Source organism: Photobacterium gaetbulicola (assembly GCF_003025515.1).
Lineage (GTDB): Bacteria > Pseudomonadota > Gammaproteobacteria > Enterobacterales > Vibrionaceae > Photobacterium > Photobacterium gaetbulicola.
In genome coordinates this window covers 63,004-85,573 of sequence record NZ_PYME01000009.1, presented here as the reverse complement: position 1 = coordinate 85,573, position 22,570 = coordinate 63,004, and the positions used below count along the sequence as shown (strand labels likewise).

Annotated in this window: 20 protein-coding genes and 2 tRNA genes; 19 read left to right on the top strand and 3 right to left on the bottom strand. The window is 52.3% G+C overall.

The genetic code is table 11. The features are described from left to right. Positions 1–18: 18 nt before the first annotated feature. From secG to nlpI, 11 genes are all read left to right on the top strand, one after another. Complete coding sequence (gene secG / locus C9J03_RS09950; RefSeq protein ID WP_039469649.1) at positions 19–351, top strand: preprotein translocase subunit SecG; 333 nt, start codon at positions 19–21, stop codon at positions 349–351. A gap of 12 nt (positions 352–363) precedes the next feature. Beyond that, a tRNA-Leu gene (locus C9J03_RS09945) sits at positions 364–448 on the top strand. A 57-nt stretch (positions 449–505) separates the two neighbouring features. Further along, positions 506–582, top strand: a tRNA-Met gene (locus tag C9J03_RS09940). A gap of 177 nt (positions 583–759) precedes the next feature. Further along, complete coding sequence (gene rimP / locus C9J03_RS09935) at positions 760–1,215, top strand: ribosome maturation factor RimP (RefSeq protein ID WP_044624172.1); 456 nt, start codon at positions 760–762, stop codon at positions 1,213–1,215. Between the two features lie 22 nt (positions 1,216–1,237). Next, complete coding sequence (gene nusA / locus C9J03_RS09930) at positions 1,238–2,725, top strand: transcription termination factor NusA (protein ID WP_039469653.1); 1,488 nt, start codon at positions 1,238–1,240, stop codon at positions 2,723–2,725. A gap of 25 nt (positions 2,726–2,750) precedes the next feature. Further along, positions 2,751–5,504, top strand: coding sequence for a translation initiation factor IF-2 (gene infB / locus C9J03_RS09925; protein WP_044624171.1), 2,754 nt, complete (start codon positions 2,751–2,753; stop codon positions 5,502–5,504). Between the two features lie 97 nt (positions 5,505–5,601). Next, positions 5,602–6,000, top strand: coding sequence for a 30S ribosome-binding factor RbfA (gene rbfA, locus C9J03_RS09920; protein ID WP_044624170.1), 399 nt, complete (start codon positions 5,602–5,604; stop codon positions 5,998–6,000). A 3-nt stretch (positions 6,001–6,003) separates the two neighbouring features. Further along, the gene (truB, locus tag C9J03_RS09915) at positions 6,004–6,954 is read left to right on the top strand and encodes a tRNA pseudouridine(55) synthase TruB (RefSeq protein ID WP_039469660.1); all 951 of its coding nucleotides are present in this window, start codon (positions 6,004–6,006) and stop codon (positions 6,952–6,954) included. Positions 6,955–7,340: 386 nt separating this feature from the next. Further along, positions 7,341–7,610 carry a 30S ribosomal protein S15 gene (gene rpsO / locus C9J03_RS09910; RefSeq protein ID WP_039458488.1) on the top strand — a complete coding sequence of 90 codons (270 nt, stop codon included), beginning with the start codon at positions 7,341–7,343 and terminating at the stop codon, positions 7,608–7,610. A 242-nt stretch (positions 7,611–7,852) separates the two neighbouring features. After that, positions 7,853–9,976 (top strand): polyribonucleotide nucleotidyltransferase, encoded by a 2,124-nt coding sequence (pnp, locus tag C9J03_RS09905; protein WP_044624169.1) that lies wholly within the window; start codon positions 7,853–7,855, stop codon positions 9,974–9,976. 173 nt (positions 9,977–10,149) lie between these two features. Beyond that, positions 10,150–11,058, top strand: a complete 909-nt coding sequence (gene nlpI, locus C9J03_RS09900) for a lipoprotein NlpI (protein WP_044624168.1) — start codon at positions 10,150–10,152, stop codon at positions 11,056–11,058. Between the two features lie 83 nt (positions 11,059–11,141). On the opposite strand, the gene C9J03_RS09895 is transcribed toward nlpI, so the two are convergent. The 3 genes from C9J03_RS09895 to C9J03_RS09885 all read right to left on the bottom strand — a co-directional run bounded on the left by C9J03_RS09895 (position 11,142) and on the right by C9J03_RS09885 (position 15,225). Next, the gene (locus C9J03_RS09895; RefSeq protein WP_044624167.1) at positions 11,142–12,017 is read right to left on the bottom strand and encodes a U32 family peptidase; all 876 of its coding nucleotides are present in this window, start codon (positions 12,015–12,017) and stop codon (positions 11,142–11,144) included. A 10-nt stretch (positions 12,018–12,027) separates the two neighbouring features. Further along, positions 12,028–13,035 (bottom strand): ubiquinone anaerobic biosynthesis protein UbiU, encoded by a 1,008-nt coding sequence (gene ubiU, locus C9J03_RS09890; RefSeq protein WP_044624166.1) that lies wholly within the window; start codon positions 13,033–13,035, stop codon positions 12,028–12,030. A gap of 156 nt (positions 13,036–13,191) precedes the next feature. After that, positions 13,192–15,225: a sensor domain-containing protein gene (locus tag C9J03_RS09885; protein WP_044624165.1), complete on the bottom strand. Its 2,034-nt coding sequence runs from the start codon at positions 15,223–15,225 to the stop codon at positions 13,192–13,194. Positions 15,226–15,429: 204 nt separating this feature from the next. On the opposite strand from C9J03_RS09885, the gene ubiT reads away from it, so the two are divergent. From ubiT to C9J03_RS09850, 8 genes are all read left to right on the top strand, one after another. Beyond that, positions 15,430–15,951: a ubiquinone anaerobic biosynthesis accessory factor UbiT gene (gene ubiT, locus C9J03_RS09880; RefSeq protein WP_044624164.1), complete on the top strand. Its 522-nt coding sequence runs from the start codon at positions 15,430–15,432 to the stop codon at positions 15,949–15,951. Further along, positions 15,941–16,444, top strand: a complete 504-nt coding sequence (locus C9J03_RS09875) for a GNAT family N-acetyltransferase (RefSeq protein WP_044624163.1) — start codon at positions 15,941–15,943, stop codon at positions 16,442–16,444. Before ubiT ends, C9J03_RS09875 begins: the two co-directional genes overlap by 11 nt. Positions 16,445–16,618: 174 nt before the next feature. Further along, entirely contained in the window at positions 16,619–17,020 is a 402-nt protein-coding gene (locus C9J03_RS09870; protein WP_039458513.1) for a DNA polymerase III subunit psi, read from the top strand. Beyond that, entirely contained in the window at positions 17,010–17,456 is a 447-nt protein-coding gene (rimI, locus tag C9J03_RS09865) for a ribosomal protein S18-alanine N-acetyltransferase (protein ID WP_044624162.1), read from the top strand. The genes C9J03_RS09870 and rimI overlap by 11 nt, the downstream gene beginning before the upstream one ends. Positions 17,457–17,609: 153 nt before the next feature. After that, a complete protein-coding gene (gene prfC / locus C9J03_RS09860) occupies positions 17,610–19,190 on the top strand; it encodes a peptide chain release factor 3 (RefSeq protein WP_044624161.1) in 1,581 nt (526 codons plus the stop codon). A 191-nt stretch (positions 19,191–19,381) separates the two neighbouring features. Beyond that, positions 19,382–21,505: a glycogen debranching protein GlgX gene (gene glgX, locus C9J03_RS09855; protein WP_044624160.1), complete on the top strand. Its 2,124-nt coding sequence runs from the start codon at positions 19,382–19,384 to the stop codon at positions 21,503–21,505. A gap of 14 nt (positions 21,506–21,519) precedes the next feature. After that, on the top strand, positions 21,520–21,696 hold the full coding sequence (locus C9J03_RS26675) for a hypothetical protein (protein WP_156149950.1): 177 nt from the start codon (positions 21,520–21,522) through the stop codon (positions 21,694–21,696). After that, positions 21,686–22,480, top strand: coding sequence for a TatD family hydrolase (locus C9J03_RS09850; RefSeq protein ID WP_197078613.1), 795 nt, complete (start codon positions 21,686–21,688; stop codon positions 22,478–22,480). The genes C9J03_RS26675 and C9J03_RS09850 overlap by 11 nt, the downstream gene beginning before the upstream one ends. Positions 22,481–22,570: the final 90 nt, after the last annotated feature.

Genomic DNA, 22,570 nt, shown 5'->3' with positions numbered 1-22,570 from the left:
TAACCATAGGTGGAACCCATGTACGAAATTCTACTTGTGATTTATCTGTTGGCTGCGCTTGGTGTTATTGGCCTGGTTTTGGTTCAACAAGGTAAAGGCGCAGATATGGGAGCTTCATTTGGGGCTGGCGCATCAGGTACCCTGTTTGGCGCGAGCGGCTCTGGAAACTTTTTGACCCGAATGACTGCGATTTTCGCGACCATCTTTTTCGTCATCAGCCTAGTGCTTGGCAACATGAGCACCAAAAAGGCGCACGAAACCAGTGGTTGGGAAAACCTAAGCGCTCCAGCGACTGAGCAAGTTGTTGAGCCAACTCAGAGTGCACCAGTTAACAGTGACATTCCTGAGTAAATAAAGAATTTAGCCGAGATGGTGAAATTGGTAGACACGCTAGCATGAGGTGCTAGTGCCGCAAGGTGTAGGGGTTCAAGTCCCCTTCTCGGCACCATTATTAGTCACTTGAAAGAGTGATGTCTGGGCGATATAATCGCCGTCAGATTACGGACGCGGGGTGGAGCAGCTTGGTAGCTCGTCGGGCTCATAACCCGAAGGTCGTCGGTTCAAATCCGGCCCCCGCAACCACTTTCCGAAAAAACAGCTATTCTTAGTAAGGTTGTTTTTTCTATCACAGCGATATGCTGTGGTATCAGGGTCCAGTGATATTAAACCCCGTAATTCGGGGTTTTTTATTATCTGAAACATGACCATTCAGGTATCTACTGGGCTTTATAGCCCTTTTTTTGTTTCCGGGGGGTTGTCTTGACAGCTTTAGAGATGCAATTGACCGAACTGCTTGAGGCGCCGGTAACGGCCACAGGCTATGAACTTGTCGGTCTGGAATTTATCCGTGCAGGCGAACACTCAACACTGCGTGTATTTATCGATCACGAAAACGGGATCACCGTTGAAGATTGTGCCGAAGTTAGCCGCCAGATCAGCGCGGTGATGGACGTTGAAGATCCAATCACTGTTGCCTATAACCTGGAGGTCTCTTCCCCTGGTCTAGAAAGGCCGCTATTTAAAGCCGCACATTACCAACAGTTTATTGGCCACGAGGTCAGCCTGGTGTTGAAAATGGCGATGGGCAACCGTCGTAAGTGGAAAGGTGATATCGTTGCCGTTGACGGCGAGCTTGTCACATTAAATGTTGATGGCAATGAAGAAACATTTGCACTGAGCAATATTTCCAAGGCCAACCTGGTTCCAAAATTCTAACCGCTAAATTGGGGCATTAGAAATGAACAAAGAAATCTTGGCTGTCGTTGAAGCGGTATCCAACGAAAAAGCTGTACCTCGTGAGCGCATCTTTGAAGCACTTGAGATCGCACTGGCAACAGCAACGAAGAAAAAATACGAAGCGGAAATCGACGTACGTGTAGCGATCGATCGCAAGACCGGTGAGTTCGAAACTTTCCGCCGCTGGAAAGCGGTTGAGGAAGTGACTCAGCCGACTCTAGAGATCACTCTGGAAGCAGCGCAGTACGACGACGAAACGATCAACCTTGATGATTACGTCGAAGAGCAGATCGAGTCGGTAACGTTTGACCGTATCACGACTCAAACGGCCAAGCAGGTTATCGTTCAGAAAGTCCGTGAAGCTGAGCGTGCACAAATCGTTGAGCAATTTATTGACAACGAAGGCGAGCTAATCACCGGTGTAGTAAAGAAAGTTAACCGCGATGCTGTTATCATTGACCTTGGTAACAATGCAGAAGCTGTTATCCAGCGTGACGACCAGTTGCCACGTGAAAACTTCCGCCCGGGTGACCGTGTTCGTGGCCTTCTGTACAAAGTCGCGCCAGAAGCACGTGGTTTCCAATTGTTCATGACTCGCTCTAAGCCTGAAATGCTGTCAGAGCTATTCCGCATCGAAGTGCCGGAAATCGGCGAAGAGATGATTGAACTGATGGGGGCAGCCCGTGATCCAGGCTCTCGTGCCAAGATCGCCGTTAAGACTAACGACAAACGCATTGACCCTGTGGGTGCATGTGTCGGTATGCGTGGTGCACGTGTACAAGCCGTATCTGGCGAACTAGGTGGCGAGCGTATCGATATCGTACTGTGGGATGAGAACCCAGCCCAGTACGTGATCAATGCGATGGCTCCGGCAGAAGTTAGCTCTATCATCGTTGATGAAGACAACCACACGATGGACATTGCTGTTGAGAAGGACAACCTTGCTCAGGCAATCGGCCGTAGTGGTCAGAACGTTCGCCTAGCGTCTCAGCTTACTGGCTGGGAACTGAACGTAATGACGGTTGAAGATCTTCAGAAGAAGCACCAGGAAGAAGCCCAAGAGTCTATCGAAGTGTTCACTAAGCACCTTGATATCGACGAAGACTTCGCCACTGTATTGGTTGAAGAAGGCTTCACAACACTAGAAGAAATCGCCTACGTACCAGTAGCCGAGCTGATGGCTGTTGAAGGTCTGGATGAAGACACGGTTGAAGAGCTGCGTAACCGTGCGAAAGAAGCACTAACCACGCTTGCCCTTGCTCAGGAAGAATCTTTTGAAGGTGTTGAGCCTGCAGAAGACCTACTGGGTCTGGAAGGCTTGGAGCGTGAGCTTGCGTTCAAACTGGCCGCGAAAGGCGTTGCAACGCTAGAAGATCTTGCTGATCAGGGTACCGACGATCTAACTGATATCGAAGGCATTGATGAAGCAAGAGCGGGCGAGCTGATCATGGCTGCTCGTAACATTTGCTGGTTCAGTGACGAAGCATAAAATTTAATCGCAAGGGAGGAGCAGCATGTCAGAGGTTACAGTTAAAGCACTTGCCGAGGAAATCGGCACGCAGATTGACCGTTTGCTTCAACAGTTTGCCGATGCTGGTATCAGCAAGAAAGCTGAAGATAGCGTAAGCCAACAAGAAAAACAGAGTCTATTGGCCCACCTGAAGAAAGAACACGGTGGTGATAGTACATCTGGCGAGGCTCCTACACGCCTTACTTTGCAACGCAAGACCCGAAGCACGCTGAGTGTTTCGGGCTCTGGTGGCAAAAATAAAAGTGTTCAGGTAGAAGTGCGCAAAAAGCGCACCTACGTAAAGCGTTCTGCGCTTGAAGAAGAACAGCGTGCCGCGGAAGAAGCAAAACGCCAGGCTGAAGAAGCAGCCCAGCGTGAAGCGGAAGAAGCCGCTCAGCGAGCAGCCGAAGAAGCTGCCAAGCGTGAAGCAGAAGAGCTGGCAAAACGCGAGGCGGAAGAAGCTGCTAAGCGTGCTGCTGAAGAAAAGCGTTTAGCTGAAGAACAAGCTAAGCAAAATGCAGAACAGAATGCGAAGCGTGAGGCAGAGGACAAGCTGAAGCGTGAAGCAGAGGACAAGCGTTTGGTTGAAGAAAAAGCTAAACGCGCCGCCGCTGACGACCAGGCTAAGAAAGAAGCCGAGGCGCTACAACGTCGCCGGGAAGAGGAAGCCAAGCGTAAAGCCGAAGAAGAGAGTCAGCGTCAGCTAGAAGAGGCACGCAAAATGGCAGAAATGAATGAAAAGAACTGGTCAAAAACTGACCAGGAAAAAGGTAATATGGATAAAGCAGACTACCATACTACGACGTCTAGCTACGCTCGCGCAGCTGAAGACGAACAAGACCGTAAAGAAGAAGGCGGTCGCCGTCGCAAGAAGAAGAAAGCGGGTGCTAAGCAAGACGATCGCAATGCACGCGGTGGCCGTAACCAGCGTGGTCGCGGTAAGCCGCAGATGGCTAAGCCATCTTCAATGCAGCACGGCTTCGATAAGACAGCAACCGTTGCCAAGCAAGATGTAGTGATTGGCGAGACTATCGTTGTGTCTGAACTTGCTAACAAGATGTCTGTGAAAGGCGTTGAAGTTATCAAGGTGATGATGAAGATGGGTGCAATGGCAACCATCAACCAGGTTATCGACCAGGAAACTGCGGCACTCGTTGCAGAAGAAATGGGTCACAAAGTTATCCTGCGTAAAGAGAACGAGCTGGAAGAAGCGGTACTGTCTGACCGTGATGAAAACCTAGCGGTTGTTCCACGTGCGCCGGTTGTTACCATCATGGGTCACGTTGACCACGGTAAGACCTCTACCCTTGACTACATCCGTAAAGCACACGTTGCTTCGGGCGAAGCGGGTGGTATTACTCAGCACATCGGTGCATACCATGTTGAAACTGACAACGGTATGATCACCTTCCTTGATACTCCTGGACACGCCGCGTTCACCGCAATGCGTGCCCGTGGTGCTCAGGCGACAGATATCGTTGTACTTGTTGTTGCTGCGGACGATGGCGTAATGCCACAGACCGTTGAGGCAATCCAACACGCGAAAGCGGCAGGTGTACCGCTGATTGTTGCTGTGAACAAGATCGACAAAGAAGATGCCAACCCAGACAACGTTAAGAATGAGCTAGCTCAGTACGACGTTATCCCTGAAGAGTGGGGCGGTGAGAACATCTTCGTTCACATCTCTGCGAAACAGGGTACCAACATCGATGGTCTTCTTGAGTCTATCCTGCTTCAGGCAGAAGTTCTTGAGCTGACGGCAGTTGCGGAAGGCATGGCGAAAGGTGTGGTTGTAGAATCTCGCCTAGACAAGGGCCGCGGTCCAGTTGCTACTGTTCTTGTTCAAGAAGGTACGCTACGCAAGGGCGATATCGTTCTTTGTGGTCTCGAGCACGGCCGTGTTCGTGCAATGCGCGACGAGCTTGGTAAAGAAATCGAGTCTGCCGGTCCTTCTATCCCTGTCGAGATCCTAGGTCTTTCTGGTGTGCCTTCTTCAGGTGACGAAGCGACAGTTGTTCGTGACGAGCGTAAAGCCCGTGAAGTAGCCCTTTACCGTCAGGGTAAATTCCGTGATGTTAAACTGGCTCGCCAGCAGAAAGCGAAACTGGAAAACATGTTCTCTAACATGACTGCCGGTGAAGTTGCTGAGCTGAACGTAGTACTGAAAGCTGACGTACAGGGTTCTGTAGAAGCGATTGCTGACTCACTGCGTAAGCTATCGACTGACGAAGTTAAAGTTAACATCGTTGGTTCTGGTGTTGGTGGTATCACCGAAACTGATGCGGTTCTTGCTGCAGCATCTAACGCTATCATTCTTGGTTTCAACGTTCGTGCTGATGCATCTGCACGTCGTACTATCGAGACCGAGAACCTTGACCTGCGTTACTACTCAATCATCTACCAGCTGATTGACGAAGTGAAAGCAGCGATGGGCGGTATGCTGTCTCCTGAGTTCAAGCAGGAAATCATTGGTCTGGCTGAAGTACGTGACGTGTTCAAGTCGCCTAAGATCGGTGCTATCGCAGGTTGTATGGTTACTGAAGGTACCATCAAGCGTAACAACCCAATCCGCGTACTTCGCGATAACGTTGTAATCTACGAAGGTGAGCTTGAGTCACTACGCCGTTTCAAAGACGACGTACAAGAAGTTAAGAACGGCTACGAGTGTGGTATCGGCGTTAAGAACTACAACGATGTTCGTGTCGGCGACCAGATCGAAGTTTACGAAATCATCGAAGTTCAGCGTACCCTTGACTAATCTTCAAGGTCTAACCTGCTCTAAGATATATATATAATCCATGGGGAGCTTCGGCTCCCCATTGTTTCAAGAGAGCTTTCTCTAAGAGAGGCAATGAATGTCTAAAGAATTTAGCCGCACCCAGCGTGTTGCGCAGCAGCTTCAGAAAGAGCTGGCCGTGATCTTGCAGCGTGAGATCAAAGACTCGCGTATTGGCATGACCACTATTTCAAGTGTCGATGTTTCCCGTGATATGGGTTACGCGAAAGTTTACGTGACCTTCCTGACTGTGGGTGAGCAGACGCCGGAAGGTTGCCTGGAAGCACTGCGCGAGATGGCTCCTTATATTCGCTCACTGCTTGGCAAGCAGATCCGCCTGCGTGTTACGCCTGAGCTAAACTTCATCTTTGACAAGTCGCTGACCGAAGGTATGCGTATCTCGACCTTAGTGTCTAAAGCTGTCCGTGAAGATGAAGAGCGCCGTGGCGATGAGCCACAGGCAGAAGACGAGGAGTAATCCATGGCACGTCGTCGTAAGGGCCGCCCGATTGATGGTGTTATCCTGGTGGATAAGCCGACCGGGATCAGCTCGAATGATACGCTGCAAAAAGTGAAGCGTATCTTCTTTGCCCAGAAAGCCGGCCATACCGGTGCCCTGGATCCTTTAGCGACGGGCATGCTGCCGATTTGCTTTGGCGAAGCGACCAAGTTTTCCCAGTTCCTGCTGGACTCGGACAAGCGTTATCGAGTGATTGCCAAGCTGGGCGAGCGTACCGATACCTCGGACTCCGACGGTGAAGTGGTAGAGACCCGCGAAGTTAAAGTCGACCGAGGTCAGCTGGAGCGCTGTATTGCCAAGTTCCGTGGTACCACCGACCAGATTCCGTCGATGTACTCGGCACTGAAATACCAGGGCCGCAAGCTGTATGAATATGCCCGCGAGGGGATTGAAGTACCGCGCGAATCGCGCAAGATCACGGTGTACTCGGTAGAGCTGCTGCGCTTTAGCAACAACGAAGTGGAAATGGAACTGCATGTGTCAAAAGGCACTTACATCCGGACTATCGTTGATGACTTGGGCGAGATGCTAGGTTGCGGTGCCCACGTGACTTACCTGCGTCGTACCGGGGTATCCAACTACCCGGTTGAGCGCATGGTGACGGTTGAGCAGCTAGAAGCGCTGCTGGAGCAAGCCAAGGGTCAGGATATTTCGCCGTCTGAGCTACTTGATCCGTTGCTGCTGCCAATGGACACCGCGGTTCAGGATTTGCCTGAGGTGAATATTATCCCGCAGATCGCGATTTACGTTCGAAACGGCAATCCGGTCAATGCTGGCCGCGTGCCAGCAGAAGGGACCCAGGTACGTATTACCGTCGGCGAAGAGCGTGAGTTTATCGGTGTTGGCGTGATTGACCACGAAGGCATGCTGGCGCCAAAGCGTGTGGTGGTTAATGAGCAAACCGCTCAGTAACGGATTCCGCTTTAAAATCCCCGGCCAAGTGCTGGGGATTTTTGTTTTTAAGAAAAGGTTCTATGGTCCTATGGATTTGCGTCTAGGATATTCAAATAGATAGGGAGTTTGACGTGTAAAAGTGAATTTAGAATGCTTGACTAAAATAGCCCCTTAAGAAAACTTGCACAGCACCACAGCACCACAGCACCACAGCACCACAGCACCACAGCACCACAGCACCACAGCACCACAGCACCACAGCACCACAGCACCACAGCACCGCTCTTCCCAATAAATTCTCTTGTAGTTATTTTGCGCTCCACGTATAATCCGCGGCTCGGGTGTCGGCTGAATCAGAGATTGGCTGGCACAAATTAGAAACATCTTTGTATTAGGAATGAGTTATGTCTCTGAATGCAGAAACTAAAGCAGCAATCGTTGCTGAATACGCGCAAGGCGAAAACGACACTGGTTCACCAGAAGTACAGGTTGCACTGCTAACAGCACAAATCAACCACCTTCAGGGTCACTTTGCTAACCACAAGCACGACCACCACAGCCGTCGCGGTCTTCTTCGCATGGTTTCTCGTCGTCGTAAGCTTCTAGACTACCTAAAAGGTAAGAACCTAGATCGCTACCAAGACCTAATCAAGCGTCTAGGCCTACGTCGCTAAGATTGCTTTTGAGAAAGGAGCCTTATGGCTCCTTTCTTTTTTCCGGTAATTCATCACAATTCACGAGTCGTTTTCGTCGACCTTGAGGTCGCGGCTAATGACAGTTCTTCGATTATTGAGAATTATCATTAGTCGCGATACGTGAAATTGCTGTAAATTGCCTTTCATCACATGACGCTTTTCCTTGTGTCAGATATACTTAACGGCGCAAATAGAAAGCGGAATAATTTAAGGAAATTCACGTGAATCCTATCGTAAAGACTTTCCAGTACGGTAACCACACGGTTACCATCGAAACTGGTGTTATGGCGCGTCAGGCGACCGCTGCTGTTATGGTTAGCATGGACGATACGTCTGTATTCGTTTCTGTGGTTGGTAAGAAAGAAGCTGTTGAAGGCCAAGATTTCTTCCCGCTAACGGTAAACTACCAAGAGCGTACTTACGCTGCAGGTAAAATCCCTGGTGGTTTCTTCAAGCGTGAAGGTCGTCCATCTGAGGGCGAAACACTAACAGCTCGTCTGATTGACCGTCCAATCCGTCCGCTATTCCCAGATGCATTCAAAAACGAAGTACAGGTTATTGCGACTGTGGTTTCTGTGAACCCAGACGTACAGCCTGACATCGTTACTATGATCGGTACTTCTGCTGCTCTAGCAATTTCTGGTATCCCGTTCAACGGTCCAATCGGTGCAGCACGTGTTGGTTACATCAACGACCAGCTTGTACTGAACCCTAGCAACACTGAGCTTGAAGAAAGCAAGCTAGACCTAGTAGTTGCTGGTACTGAAAGCGCAGTACTAATGGTTGAGTCAGAAGCTGACCGCCTATCTGAAGAGCAGATGCTGCAAGCTGTTGTTTACGGTCACGACCAGCAGCAGGTTGTTATTAACGCGATCAACGAGTTTGCCGCTGAAGTTGCCACTCCTGCATGGGAATGGGAAGCACCGGCTGTAAACACTGAGCTGAAAGCACGTGTTGCTGAACTGGCTGAAACTCGTCTGACTGACGCTTACCAGATCACTGAAAAAATGGCGCGCTACGAGCAAGTAGGCGTTATCAAGAACGAAGCGGTTGAAGCGCTTCTAGCTCAAGACGAGACATTAGACGAGCGCGAAATCCGCGGCATGCTAGGCTCTCTAGAGAAGAACGTTGTACGTAGCCGCATCATCGCTGGCAACCCACGTATCGACGGCCGTGAGAAAGACATGGTTCGTGCGCTTGACGTACGTACTGGCGTACTTCCACGTACCCACGGTTCTTCTCTGTTCACCCGTGGTGAAACTCAGGCTCTAGTCACTGCGACTCTGGGTACGCAGCGCGATGCACAGATCATCGACGAGCTAACTGGCGAGCGTAAAGATCACTTCCTGTTGCACTACAACTTCCCTCCATACTGTGTGGGTGAGACTGGCTTTGTAGGTTCGCCTAAGCGTCGTGAAATCGGCCACGGTAAACTGGCTAAGCGTGGTATCGCTGCCGTAATGCCTTCTGTTGACGAGTTCCCATACACAGTACGTGTGGTATCGGAAATCACTGAATCTAACGGTTCTTCTTCAATGGCTTCTGTATGTGGTACGTCTCTTGCGCTGATGGACGCAGGTGTGCCAATCAAAGCATCTGTTGCGGGTATCGCAATGGGTCTTGTGAAAGAAGGCGATGACTTTGTTGTTCTTTCTGACATCCTGGGTGACGAAGACCACCTTGGTGACATGGACTTCAAAGTAGCGGGTACTGAAGACGGTATCACTGCACTGCAGATGGATATCAAGATCGAAGGTATCACTAAAGAAATCATGCAGATTGCTCTGAACCAAGCGAAAGGAGCACGTACGCACATCCTTAGCGTAATGGATCAGGCTATCAACGCGCCTCGCGAAGAGATTTCTGAGTTCGCTCCTCGTATCCACACGTTGAAGATCAACCCTGAGAAGATCAAAGATGTTATCGGTAAGGGTGGCGCAGTTATCCGTGCACTAACGGAAGAAACTGGCACAACTATCGAAATCGAAGACGACGGTACAGTGAAGATCGCGGCAACCGAAGGTACAGCTGCGAAAGAAGCTATCCGCCGTATCGAAGAGATCACCGCTGATGTTGAAGTTGGCCGTATCTACACCGGTAAAGTTATGCGTATCGTTGACTTCGGTGCCTTCGTATCGGTTATCGGTGCGAAAGAAGGTCTGGTTCATATTTCTCAGATCTCTCAAGAGCGTATCGAGAAAGTGGCTGATCACCTTGAGATGGGCCAGGAAGTTCAGGTTAAGGTACTGGAAATCGACCGTCAGGGCCGTATCCGCCTGAGCATGAAAGAAGCACAAGCTGAGCTGAACCCAGCACCGGCTGCTGAAGAGAAGCCAGAAGCATAAGGCTTTTTGCTAAAAGCATGATATAAAGGGGCTATTCAGCCCCTTTTTTTATTATATTTAGAGCTCACCGGAAAATCCCTCGCAATAATCGGTCAGGAGAACGCGGTTGCGTCTCTAATGGGCTACGATGGTATATGCTAGAGGTAGACGTGTCTCACTCAGGGAGAACTGCATTGATTGCAAATAGGATAAAACTCGCATGCTTGGCGATCGTCTTGGTCTTGTCAGGCTGTTCATCACCTACATCGCAGTGGAACCAGCCTCCGATGGCGATCCCGTTCCAGCCAACGATCCAACAGCAAATTCAGTTGGCACGCATTGATCAGCTATTGCAACGAGATGATCTGAACAACGAAACCTTGGCCCAGGTGTATTACGAGCGTGGCTTGTTGCATGACAGCTTGGGGCTGCGTGATTTGGCTCGACTGGACTTCAACCAATCCCTGTCTTTGAAGCCGGATCAGCCAGATGTGTTCAATATCCTCGGGGTCTACTTTACCCAGGGCGCCCACTTTGACGCCGCTTATGAAGCCTTTGACTCAACCCTGGAGCTCAATGTCCGTCACCCTTTTGCCCAGCGTAACCGCGGTATTGCCCTCTACTATGGCGGTCGCTATGAATTGGCGTTTGAGGATCTTAATGCCCATTACCAGCAGAACATCAACGATCCTTACCGGGTGATTTGGCTGTACCTGACTGAGCTTGAACAAGATCCTGCAACCGCAGCGGAGAAACTGCGCAATCGCTATAATGCGGCTACTGATAACAATGACTGGGGGTGGCAGATCGTCCGCCTTTATCTCGATGATGTTAGTGAGTCAGAATTCCTGCACCAGATCGCCTTAGAGAGTGAGGATAACGATGTACTGGCCGAGCGCCTGACGGAAGCCTACTTCTACCTGGGCAAGCGCTACCATTACAACAAAGATTTCTCATCGGCATTGATGCTCTACAAGCTGACCTTGTCCGGTAATGTGTACGAATTTGTTGAGCACCGCTTCGCCTTGCTGGAGCTCAACCGCCTGATGACGGAAGTCAACCTCAGCCAGCCGGTATCAGTGCCTGAGGAAGAGGCGGTGTAGTCTTCTACTGCTTACTGACACCGATAAAAAAGCCGCGGACGACCGCGGCTTTTTTGATTTTGGCGGGGCCAAAAAGGCTGGCCCTACTCGATGTTCAGGCCGGCCAGATTGTGCCAGTAGCCGTTGCAGTGATGGCCGCCCTCGAGCTTGTGCTGGTGGCCGCCATGCTGGTTGGCACGGAAGGTATCGACCAGGGAAAGGGTATCGATACCCAGCGGGCTCAAGCGGACGACATCCACCAAGCCGGCCATACCTGGCTGATCGTTGATCAGGTTGTAGCAGTAACCGGACTGAGTCTGGATCCCGTTGAGGGTGAAGACTTTCTGCTCTTCCTGGCTGTTGACGGTGATCCCGGTTGGGTATTTGATACAGCAGGTTTCGCAGTCGTCCTTGGCGCGGTCTTCGGCGCGGGCGGTAAAGCAGCGCGCCGAGTAGGCCAGCGGCAGGTAGCCGTAGCTGAAGACTTCGGTTTCGAACTGGTCGCGGATCCCCATCTGCTCGCACTCGTTGGCGACGTTCTGCAGCCACTGGCGCGAGAGTTCAACCGGCATACACCAGCGGATCATCCCTTTTTTCAAAAACAGGTTAAGGGTCTGGGCGTTGTAGCAGTTCACCGCCGGGCCGACTACAAATGGCACCTTGTTTTGGTGCGCCAGCTGGATGGCCGAGACATCGTTGGCTTCAATCGCAAAGTCACCGTTATCAATGTACTTTTTCATCACATTGACTTCGCTCGGCGCCTCGAGCAGTGCCATGGTCGACAGGACCACCTGCTTGCCACTGGCCGACAGCTCTTTGGCAATATCGAACCAGTGAGCCGGTTTCATCTCGCGGCGCTTTGAGCAGACGGTTTCGCCAAGGTAGATAATATCGGTGTTGGCGTCTTTGGCTTGCTGGTAGAACGCCTCGACATCCATTTTTGGCCAGAAATACAGCAGGGGGCCAAGGGAATATTTCATTGCTGGCTCCTTATTGCCATTTGCGGTGGTAGGCACCGAGGGTGGTCTGCTTGCCTTCTGACACGTTGCCCAGGCAGGCATTCCAAGCCGGCTCAACATGGTAGTTTTCCGGAGAGGCGAGATAGCGATCGATCGCGGCACGCCAGGTGCGGGTTACCTGCTCGACATAGGCCGGGCTGCGCTGGCGGCCTTCGATTTTCACCGAGGCAATATTGGCCTTGAACAGCTCAGGCAAAATCTCCAGTGTATTGAGGCTGGTCGGCTCTTCCAGGGCGTGGTAGCGGCGGTTTTCCCCGTCAAGATTGACGTCAAAGCGGCCCTTGCACAAGGTCGGGTAACCGGCATTTTCACCATGGGCGTAGCGGTCGATCAGCACTTCGTTGAGGCGAGACTCGAGCCCGGTCGGGGTTTCCTGCCAGCGAACGTATTTTGCCGGCGAGCAGGCTCCGACGGTATTGGGTGACTCCCCCGTCATGTAGGAGGACAGATAGCAGCGTCCTTCCGACATGATACACAGACTGCCGAAGGCGAACACTTCCAGTTCGACATCGGTATTGCGTGCCAACTGTTTCACCTGGTGGATGGACAGTACCCGCGGCAAGACGACCCGTTTGACATTGAAATTCTGGCGGTAGAAATCAATGGCGGCCGTATTGGTGGCCGATGCCTGTACCGACAGGTGCAGCTCGAGATCCGGATACTTGGTGGCCGCATATTCCAACACGGCGATGTCAGCCACAATCAGCGCATCGACACCCATGGCTGCGGCGTTGTCGACGGCGTTGCGCCAGCGCTCGAAGCCATCGGGGTGGGCGAAGGTGTTGAGGGCAACATGCAGTTTACGGTCGTGGTCACGCACGTACTGCACGGCTTTTTCGAGTTTACGTCCTGTAAAATTTAAACCTGCAAAGTGGCGCGCGTTGGTATCGTCTTTGAAACCGATATAAACCGCGTCGGCGCCGTTATCAATGGCAGTTTTCAGCGCCGGCAAGTTACCAGCGGGGCAGAGTAGCTCCATATTATTTTTATCTACCAGTGTGAAAATAAAGTAATAGAAGCAAATAGTAGGGGGCAGGCAACCAGCGTGTTTTGATATCAGGCAGGTTTTGTTGATTTAGGACAACTTATTTTCCACTTTTGCACCGATAGTTAACCAGTAATGATGGCCTGAGGGTCAATGGTGGTTGTGCTTGTGCAGGGTGGCCTCTAGCTCGTTTTTCGGCAGCGGCTTGTAGAAGTGGAACCCCTGTATGGCATGGCAGTCCAGGTTCGACAGCAGGGTCGCCTGCTGGCGGGTCTCGACCCCTTCGGCAACCACGCTCATGTTGAGCGACTTGCCGAGGTTGATGATGTTCTCGATCAGCGTCAGCTGTTTGGGGATCTCTTCGATGTCCTTGATGAAGGCGCGGTCGATCTTCAGCTCGTCCAGCGGGAAGCGAGCCAGGTAGGACAGCGATGAGTAGCCGGTACCGAAGTCATCGATAGACAGCGAGAAGCCGAGCTTCTTGATCGCGTTGAGCATCTGGATGGTATGTTCGCCATCGCTCATGACTGCACTTTCGGTGAGCTCGAAGGTAATGTCGTTGGGGTTGACCCCGGTAGCCTTGCGCAGCTTGTCGACAAACTGGATCAGGTTCGGGTTGCCGAATTGCTGCGGTGACAGGTTGATCGCCACCTTGCCAGGCAGCAGACCTTGGGTTTTCCAGTAGCGGACGGTGGTGAAGACCTCGCGCATCACCACCTGGCCGAGTTGCTCGATGAGGCCTGAGCGTTCGGCGACAGGAATAAACTGAGCCGGACTGATATAACCCTCGACAGGGTGGTTCCAGCGCACTAGCGCTTCTGCGCCATTGATCGAGAAATCACGGGCATGCACTTTGGGTTGGTACCAGACTTCGAGGCCATTGTTCTGCAATGCTTTCTGGAGCTCGATTTCAAGCCATAGCTGCATCCGGGCTTCTTTGTTCATTTCCTCGCTGAACTTAACGGCTCGGTTGCGGCCGCGGTTCTTGGCCTCGTACATCGCCGTGTCGGCATTTTGCAGCAGGATTCGGGCATCATTGCCGTCACCGGGATATTGGACCATGCCGATAGAGCAGGCCAGGTGTTTGCTGAAGTGGTGCAAGTCGAAAGGCTGGTTGATTAGGGCAATGACTTGGTCGGCAATTAAGCTGCTCTGCTGGTCATGCTCCGGGTCGGGGAGCAAAATCGTGAACTCATCACCGCTGAGGTGGCCGATGATCGCACTGTCGGGCAACAGGCGCTTGAGCCGCTGAGAAATTTCCTGCAGTACCTGATCACCAATATGGTGCCCGAGGGAGTCATTGATGTTTTTGAAATTATCGATATCGAGGTAGAGCATTACCAGCGGGATCTGCTGGTTGATCAACTGCTCTAGCTGGCGACTGACCCCGTGGCGGTTGAGCAGCCCGGTAAGCGGATCGATATGGATTGATGACTCTACCCGGCTCTGCTTGGATCGCGCTGGAGTATAGGATTTGAGGATCACCAATTGGGCGGCGGCCCCGAGCATCTCGATAGGCGATGTCGAGAGCTGCAAGGTTTGTGGCTGCGGACAGTGGCGGCTGGTCTGGCACAACCAGCCTTCACCTTGCTGCAGGGAAGCCAATTGGGCCGAGGTAACCGGTTGCTGCTGGGTATCGACTATCAGTTTGCTAAAGGCCTTGCCCTTGAGATCATTGGGGTGTTCAAAGCCGAGCAAGAGGGCCGCTTTGTCATTGGCCGAGACCACCGTGTCGTTCTCAACGATACAGCTGCCGTCATGCATCAGTTTGTTAAGGGTTTGCAGGTGTTTTTCGTGCTCTTGGATGGCATTGGTCAGGATTTGGCGCTCGGAGGTATCAACGCAGTGCAGGACAATATGGGTGATATTATCGCTTTCGTTGCGCAGCGGGGAGAGGCTGAAGTGCATGCTGGTGTCATGATGGTTGTCATCGAGGATGACTTCGCTCTCCAGGGTTTCACCATTGAAGGCCCGCTGATAGAAGGGACGCATCGAGTGGTAAAAGGTTTTGCCCAAGGTGTCGACATCACTCAGACCGATAAGCTCGTCACGGCTCAGGCCGCTGAGTTCGCAGTATCGGTTATTAACCATTAAATAGTTATGTTGCTGATCCAGTACCGCAAACAGGAATGGGCTGTGATCAGTCAGAAGGGGAAACCAATGGTTGAGTTGCTCTGTCGGCATGGTATTGGGATATTGTTCCGTCTGTTGCTGCCATCCCGCGGCGCGGTGACAGGTGGGTTTGCAACCACTATATCTAGGTCACTGGCACAATACCAAACTTTACCCGAACAAAGCTGTATTTTTTGACTCAAGGCATAAAATTACTGCCTTGTCTTGCCATACAATCACTAAATATATGCGACCGACTACAGGAAATAAAATTCAGTGATTGCTCAACTTAGAAAACAGCTGGTCCAGAATGGGCCTGCCTTATTGCGTGTTCCTGCCAAACTTGCTCCTTTCCCCCTTCAGAAGAAGGTAATGCTGGATGGGTTGGGCATGGTATTTAGGGAAGCACTGGAAGATGGCGACTTTGAATTTCTTGAAGATCGTTGGCTGAAAGTGGAAGTGCGTGATTTGGATCTGCGCTGGTACATCAGCTACCAGGATGAGCAATTGGTGGTGGCTGAGCACGTTGAGCAGGAAGATGTGAGCTTCAGCGGTGAGTGCAATGACCTGGTATTAATTGCCGCTCGCAAGGAAGATCCTGATACACTGTTCTTCCAACGTCGCCTTCGCATCGAAGGTGATACCGAGCTGGGACTGGAAGTGAAAAACTTGATGGATAGTATCGATCTTGACTCGCTTCCCGCACCGGTTAAGTTTGTACTGCACCAGTCGGCAGACTTCATCCACAAAGGCATGCTGTCGGTGGCTGGGCAAGAAGAGGTCAAGAATGCTCATTAGAACTGAGGCCCCGGCCGATATTATGCCGATTGATACTTTGCTGAAATCTGTTTTTGAAACGGAGGCCGAAGCAGAGTTGGTCATGCGGTTACGGGAAAACGGCAAGCGCACCCTTTCGCTGGTGGCGTGCAATGACGACGGTGAGCTGATTGGCCATGTCTTTTTTAGCCCGGTCATGCTCGATGGCGAAGATTATAGCTGGCAAGGGCTGGCCCCTATGGCGATCAAGCCTGAGTACCAGCGCCAGGGCATCGGTCTGGCCATGCTGGAAGAGGCCAAGCAGACTTTGGCAGAGCTAGGTTACCCGGTCATTGTCGTGCTGGGACACCCCGATTATTACCCGAAAGTGGGCTTTGCGCCTGCGGCCCCTCAAGGCATTCAATGCGCGTGGCCGGTACCGGAAGAGGCTTTCATGGTGTTGGAAGTCGTTCCCGGTGCGATCGGTGAAAAGAGCGGGATGATCAGCTACAGCGAAGAGTTTGACGCGCTGTAGGTTATCAGTGCTGACCAGTTTCATGAAAATACCACCGCAAGGTGGTATTTTTTTGTGTTTGACTTGCCTGGTTGCTGCCCCTGCCCATTTGCGTGGATAGGCCAGAATATTACTCAGTTTGGTATAAATTCTGGTAGTATTCCCGGCCAAAGTGAACATCACCAAGGTGAGCAGATGAAACAACGTGATTTACAGTTGATGAAGGCGATCGGGCTGACCTATTGGCAGATCCGTAAACCGGGCATTTTCCCCGAACAGGAGCAGCCGGTGATCGATCTGCCGGAAAGCTGTAAGTTGTTGTTTGTTTGCGATGAAGAGCTAGACGAGCACGACCGTTGGCTGTTTGGCCGGATCCTGGGCAGCATGAAGCTCAAGCCGGAGCAAGCGCTTTGTCTTCCGGCGGAAGCGGTTGAGCAAGTTCGCGAACATCAGCTGAAATGGTGTTGGGTAGCGGGTTGTGAAGCGGCCCACCCGGCTGACTGCCAACTGTTGACGTCAGCTTCACTGAAATCGATGCATACCAACCCCGGCGCGAAAAAAGCGCTATGGCAACAAATTTGTTCTTATGACGCATAACATTGTGACTTTGGCGCCTCATCATCTCGACGATGTTTGGCGCATCGAGCAGGCGGCCCATGCCTTTCCTTGGGCAGAATCCTTGATCCGCAAAGAGCCCAATAAATTGGCGCTTAACTGTGGGTTGCAGATAGATGGCCGGCTGGTCGGTTATTGCTTCGGCCAGCTGGTGGCAGGCGAAGCAACCTTACTCAACATCGCTGTCGACCCGGCCTGCCAGGGCAAAGGCTACGGTAAGGCCCTGCTGGAAGGCTTTATTACCCTTGTTGAGCAACAGAAAGGCGAGGAAGTCTGGCTGGAAGTCAGGGCAAGCAATACCCGTGCTTACCAGCTGTATGAATCGCTCGGCTTTAACGAAATCAACCGCCGTGAAGGGTATTACCCGGCAGAAAATGGTCGCGAGGATGCCCTGATCATGACCTATATGGTGATGTAGCATTTTGCCGGTCGTTGCCGGCAGGCCCTGCTGGCATGTTACCGCTGTCTCTTTGGTCGGAGTTTGCGTATAATTCCGCCATCTTTATCGCACCGGCTCGCGGCAGTCGCAGTCGTACGATTATTGAAATCTCTAACAGGATTATCAACGCTTATGTCTTTTCAAACTGAAGTGAGCAAACGCCGCACGTTTGCGATCATTTCTCACCCGGATGCGGGTAAAACAACCATTACCGAAAAAGTCCTGCTGTTCGGAAACGCGATCCAAAAAGCGGGTACCGTTAAGGGGCGCGGCTCCAACCAGCATGCCAAGTCAGACTGGATGGAGATGGAAAAGGAACGTGGTATCTCGGTGACCACGTCGGTGATGCAGTTCCCTTACAATGATTGTCTGGTAAACCTGCTAGATACCCCGGGACACGAAGATTTCTCGGAAGATACCTACCGTACCCTGACCGCAGTTGACTCGTGCCTGATGGTGATCGATGCGGCGAAAGGTGTCGAGGATCGTACCCGCAAGCTGATGGAAGTAACCCGTCTGCGTGATACGCCAATCGTGACCTTCATGAACAAATTGGACCGCGATATCCGTGATCCAATGGAGTTGCTTGACGAAGTCGAAACCGAGCTGAACATGGCGTGTGCGCCGGTATCATGGCCGATCGGCTGTGGTAAGGAGTTCAAGGGGGTTTACCACATCCACCGTGACGAGACGATTCTGTACAGTACCGGACAGGGCCATACCATCCAGGAGCAGCGCATCATCAAGGGCCTGGATAACCCAGAGCTGGATGCTGCGGTGGGTGATGATCTTGCCGAACAGCTGCGCGAAGAGCTGGAGCTGGTGATCGGTGCCTCTCACGAGTTCGACCGTGAACTGTTCCTAAGCGGTGAGCTGACGCCGGTCTTCTTCGGTACCGCACTGGGTAACTTCGGTGTCGATCACATGCTAGATGGTCTGACGGAGTGGGCGCCTGCGCCAATGCCGCGTAAAGCCAACGAGCGTGAAGTCGAAGCAACGGAAGAGAAATTCTCTGGCTTCGTCTTTAAGATCCAGGCCAACATGGATCCTAAGCACCGTGACCGTATTGCCTTTATGCGTATTGTCTCAGGTACCTACAGCCAGGGCATGAAGATGAACCATGTTCGTACCGGTAAGAACGTGAGTATCTCCGATGCGGTAACCTTCATGGCCGGTGACCGTGCGCGTGCGGAAAAAGCCTATGCGGGTGACATTATCGGTTTGCACAACCACGGTACGATTCAGATCGGTGATACCTTCACTCAAGGCGAAAACCTGAAATTTGCCGGTATCCCTAACTTTGCACCGGAACTGTTCCGTCGTATTCGCCTCAAAGATCCTCTCAAGCAGAAGCAGCTGCTTAAAGGTCTGGTCCAGCTGTCAGAAGAAGGCGCGGTACAGGTATTCCGACCGCTGCAGAACAATGACCTGATCGTCGGTGCGGTAGGTGTGCTTCAGTTTGACGTGGTGGTTGCCCGCCTGAAGGCGGAATACAACGTGGAAGCGATCTACGAAGGTGTTAACGTTGCAACAGCCCGCTGGGTTGAATGTGATGACAGCAAGAAGCTGGAAGAATTCAAGCGCAAGAACCAGTCTAACCTGGCATTGGATGGTGGTGATAATCTGTCTTACATCGCACCGACCATGGTTAACCTGAACCTGGCCAAAGAGCGTTTCCCTGATATTGACTTCCGTGCAACCCGCGAGCACTAATTCGCACTAGGCCACGGGCCTTAAGCTCTACCTCGAAGCCGTCACATTGTGGCGGCTTTTTTTGTACTTTTTGTGAAGCGGACCTTTCCCGGCCTGGTTTGAGTCGACTATTCTGGTTATGCAGGCTGGTGCATTGGATTGCCAATGCATTGGCAGAAAGGCACATGCAACAAAATCATGGGGATGCTGGCATGAATAGGGGCAATGATAACATCGAACTCAGTACCGCGTTGGCGGCAGATAATCAGATCTATACCTTGCAAGGCGAGGCATCCCCGCTCGGTTCGTCGGTGCGCGAGGGAGGGGTGAACTTTAGCCTCTACTCCAAAGATGCCACACGGGTGACGTTGCACTTGTTTGCCAGCGCCGACGCTGGGGGGCCATTTTGTTCCTTTGAGCTCAGTCCGGTGCTGCACAAGCGAGGCCATTATTGGTTTATCTTTGTCGGCAATATTGGTCACGGTCAGTATTACGGTTTTCAGGTGGATGGCCCCTGGGTTCCCGAACGGGGGCTGCGTTTTGATAGCGATAAGATCTTGCTTGATCCCTATTGCCAAGCGGTCGGGATTGGCCGCAACTACCGCCGGCAGCGGGCAATCGAGCCAGGCAGCAACATGGATGCCTGCATGAAGAGTATCGTGGTCGACCACAGCGGCTTCGATTGGCAGGGAGATGCCGCCCCGCGCCATTCGCTGACCGATACCATCATCTATGAAATGCATGTCGCCGGTTTTACCCGTCACCCCTCTTCCGGGGTGGTGTCGGCCAAGAAGGGGACATTCTCCGGGATCATCGAGAAAATTCCCTACCTGAAATCGCTCGGTGTCACAGCCATCGAGCTGATGCCTGTCCAGCAGTTCGATGTCGATGACGCGCCGGAAGGGCGGGGGAACTATTGGGGCTACAGCCCGATCAACTTCTTTGCTGTACATGCCGACTACAGTGTCGAGAAAGCCTCTCTGAGTGCCATCGATGAATTTAAGACTCTGGTCCGAGAGCTGCACAAGGCGGATATCGAGGTGATCCTCGATGTGGTCTTCAACCATACCGCCGAAGGGGATGAGCAAGGGCCGACTTTCTGTTTCAAAGGGCTGCAAAACGGGGCTTACTACCTGCTGGACAGGGAAACGGGGCGCTATAGAAACTACAGCGGCTGCGGCAATACCTGCAATGCCAACCACAGTGTCCTGCGGCGGATGATCATTGATGCCCTGCATTACTGGGTGACGGAGATGCATGTTGACGGTTTCCGGTTTGACCTGGCCTCGGTGCTGGCCCGCGACAGTCAGGGCAAGCCGATGCGGGAGCCGCCGCTGCTGTGGTCGATCGATTCGGATCCGATCCTGTGCAGTACCAAGATTATCGCCGAGGCGTGGGATGCCGCAGGCCTGTATCAGGTCGGTTCGTTTATCGGTGATCGCTGGAATGAATGGAACGGCAAGTTCCGTGACGATGTCAGGGCATTCTGGCGTGGTGATGCCGGCTATGTCAGCCGCTTTGCCTCGCGAATTTTGGGCTCGCCGGACATGTACTGCAGCCACCACCATTCGCCGCACCGTTCGGTGAATTTCATCTGTGCCCATGATGGCTTCACCCTCAACGATCTGGTGAGCTACAGCGAGAAGCACAACGAGGCCAACGGTGAGGGCAACCGTGATGGTGACAGCCACAACCTGTCGAGCAATTACGGGGTGGAGGGGCCGACGGACATTGCCGAGATAGAGTTGTTGCGCCACCGCCAGTGCAAAAACATGCTGGCGACCTTGTTCCTGGCGCTAGGTACCCCGATGCTCAATATGGGCGACGAAGTGCGCCGGACCCAGCAGGGCAACAATAACGCCTACTGCCAAGATAATGAAATCAGCTGGTTTGACTGGAGCTTAGTCACTACCCACAGCGACCTGCTGCGCTTTGTCACCCTGCTTAGCCAGCTGCGTACCGCCGAGCCGACCATCGACTGGAACATGCACATGTCGCTGAACTCGGTGCTAGAGGATGTCGGGATCCGCTGGCACGGGATCCAACCGGATCAGCCCGATTGGTCAGAAAACTCCCATTCCATAGCCCTGACGGTGTACCACCCGATCACTCAGGACGAGCTGTACGTGATCTGCAATGCTTTCTGGGATCCGCTCGAGTTTACCCTGCCGGATCGCCAATGCAGCGACTGGCACCTGGTGATCAATACCGCCAAGCCGTCTCCCTATGATATTTATCCCATCGATGACGCACCGCACTATACCCGCAATACCATCTTGGCGACTGGGCGTAGTATGATCGTTATGGTTGCCAAGGCCACTAAACCAACAACCTGACAGGATAGATAGCCATGATGTCACTCATAAAGCGCGGGATAGCGGCCTATGACCGCTGGTGTGAAAAGATGGGGCTGGTCCCCGAGAATCGCCGTTGCTGTGCACCGGTTCGCTATGACCGTGATGACCCCCGTCACCCTGCTAACAAGCAAGGTGGCGCTACCGTACAGGGCAAACCGGATGCTGATTGATAGCCATTGTCACTTCGATTTTGCGCCGTTTTGTGATGACCCTGAGCATTACTTGGCATTGGCCCGCCAGGCCGGGGTAGAGAAAATCGTGATACCGGCTGTTGGCCAGCGGAACTGGCAGGTGCTGCGCGATTTGTCCGTTCGCTTCCCCTGCCTCTATTATGGCTTGGGGTTACACCCTTTTTTCAGTGCCGAGCATGATGCTAACGCCTTGCAGCAGTTGGCGTCGGCGTTGGCCGCAGAGGCCGTGCTGCGAGAAAAAAGCGTATCTCGCTGCGTTGCTGTTGGGGAATGTGGACTAGACTTTGCCATTGTGAATGCCGATAGAGATCAACAGATTTCGTTATTGGCAGCCCAGTTACAGCTGGCCAACCGCTTTGAACTACCGGTGATTTTGCATTGCCGTAAGGCATTTCCTGAGTTGTTTGGGGTTTTGAGGCAAAACAGGCCGATTGCCGGTGGGGTGTACCATGGATTTAGTGGTAGCCACCAACAAGCAAAGCAGCTTATTGATCTAGGTATCAAAATTGGTGTCGGGGGAACGATTACATATCGCCGGGCCAATAAGACTCGAAATACAATAGCTGCACTGCCACTGGATGCATTGCTGCTGGAAACGGACGCACCAGACATGCCAGTCGCGGGGTTTCAAGGGGAGCCAAACCGACCCGATCGGTTAGTGAATGTGCTGGGTGAGCTTGCAGCGATCCGGACGGAAAGTGAACAGGAAATTAAGCAGGTCATTAGCTTAACCACTGCTGAACTTTTTCGCATCCCGATGTGAATGGGCATCACAAAATAAACGTTTGCGTAAAACGTTTGCGTTAAACTGTGATGAGCTTCACGTTTGGAATTGAACTTTCACTCCCTTTCC

What these genes read in the sequence shown, in the direction of transcription:
- glgX (WP_044624160.1), top strand. Translation starts at nt 19,382, where the DNA reads ATGAATAGGGGCAATGATAACATCGAACTCAGTACCGCGTTGGCGGCA.
- secG (WP_039469649.1), top strand. Translation starts at nt 19, where the DNA reads ATGTACGAAATTCTACTTGTGATTTATCTGTTGGCTGCGCTTGGTGTT.
- rpsO (WP_039458488.1), top strand. Translation starts at nt 7,341, where the DNA reads ATGTCTCTGAATGCAGAAACTAAAGCAGCAATCGTTGCTGAATACGCG.
- truB (WP_039469660.1), top strand. Translation starts at nt 6,004, where the DNA reads ATGGCACGTCGTCGTAAGGGCCGCCCGATTGATGGTGTTATCCTGGTG.
- rimI (WP_044624162.1), top strand. Translation starts at nt 17,010, where the DNA reads ATGACGCATAACATTGTGACTTTGGCGCCTCATCATCTCGACGATGTT.
- ubiU (WP_044624166.1), bottom strand. Translation starts at nt 13,035, where the DNA reads ATGGAGCTACTCTGCCCCGCTGGTAACTTGCCGGCGCTGAAAACTGCC.
- C9J03_RS09850 (WP_197078613.1), top strand. Translation starts at nt 21,686, where the DNA reads ATGCTGATTGATAGCCATTGTCACTTCGATTTTGCGCCGTTTTGTGAT.
- C9J03_RS09875 (WP_044624163.1), top strand. Translation starts at nt 15,941, where the DNA reads ATGCTCATTAGAACTGAGGCCCCGGCCGATATTATGCCGATTGATACT.
- C9J03_RS09895 (WP_044624167.1), bottom strand. Translation starts at nt 12,017, where the DNA reads ATGAAATATTCCCTTGGCCCCCTGCTGTATTTCTGGCCAAAAATGGAT.
- C9J03_RS09885 (WP_044624165.1), bottom strand. Translation starts at nt 15,225, where the DNA reads ATGCCGACAGAGCAACTCAACCATTGGTTTCCCCTTCTGACTGATCAC.
- nusA (WP_039469653.1), top strand. Translation starts at nt 1,238, where the DNA reads ATGAACAAAGAAATCTTGGCTGTCGTTGAAGCGGTATCCAACGAAAAA.
- infB (WP_044624171.1), top strand. Translation starts at nt 2,751, where the DNA reads ATGTCAGAGGTTACAGTTAAAGCACTTGCCGAGGAAATCGGCACGCAG.
- rbfA (WP_044624170.1), top strand. Translation starts at nt 5,602, where the DNA reads ATGTCTAAAGAATTTAGCCGCACCCAGCGTGTTGCGCAGCAGCTTCAG.
- C9J03_RS09870 (WP_039458513.1), top strand. Translation starts at nt 16,619, where the DNA reads ATGAAACAACGTGATTTACAGTTGATGAAGGCGATCGGGCTGACCTAT.
- C9J03_RS26675 (WP_156149950.1), top strand. Translation starts at nt 21,520, where the DNA reads ATGATGTCACTCATAAAGCGCGGGATAGCGGCCTATGACCGCTGGTGT.
- prfC (WP_044624161.1), top strand. Translation starts at nt 17,610, where the DNA reads ATGTCTTTTCAAACTGAAGTGAGCAAACGCCGCACGTTTGCGATCATT.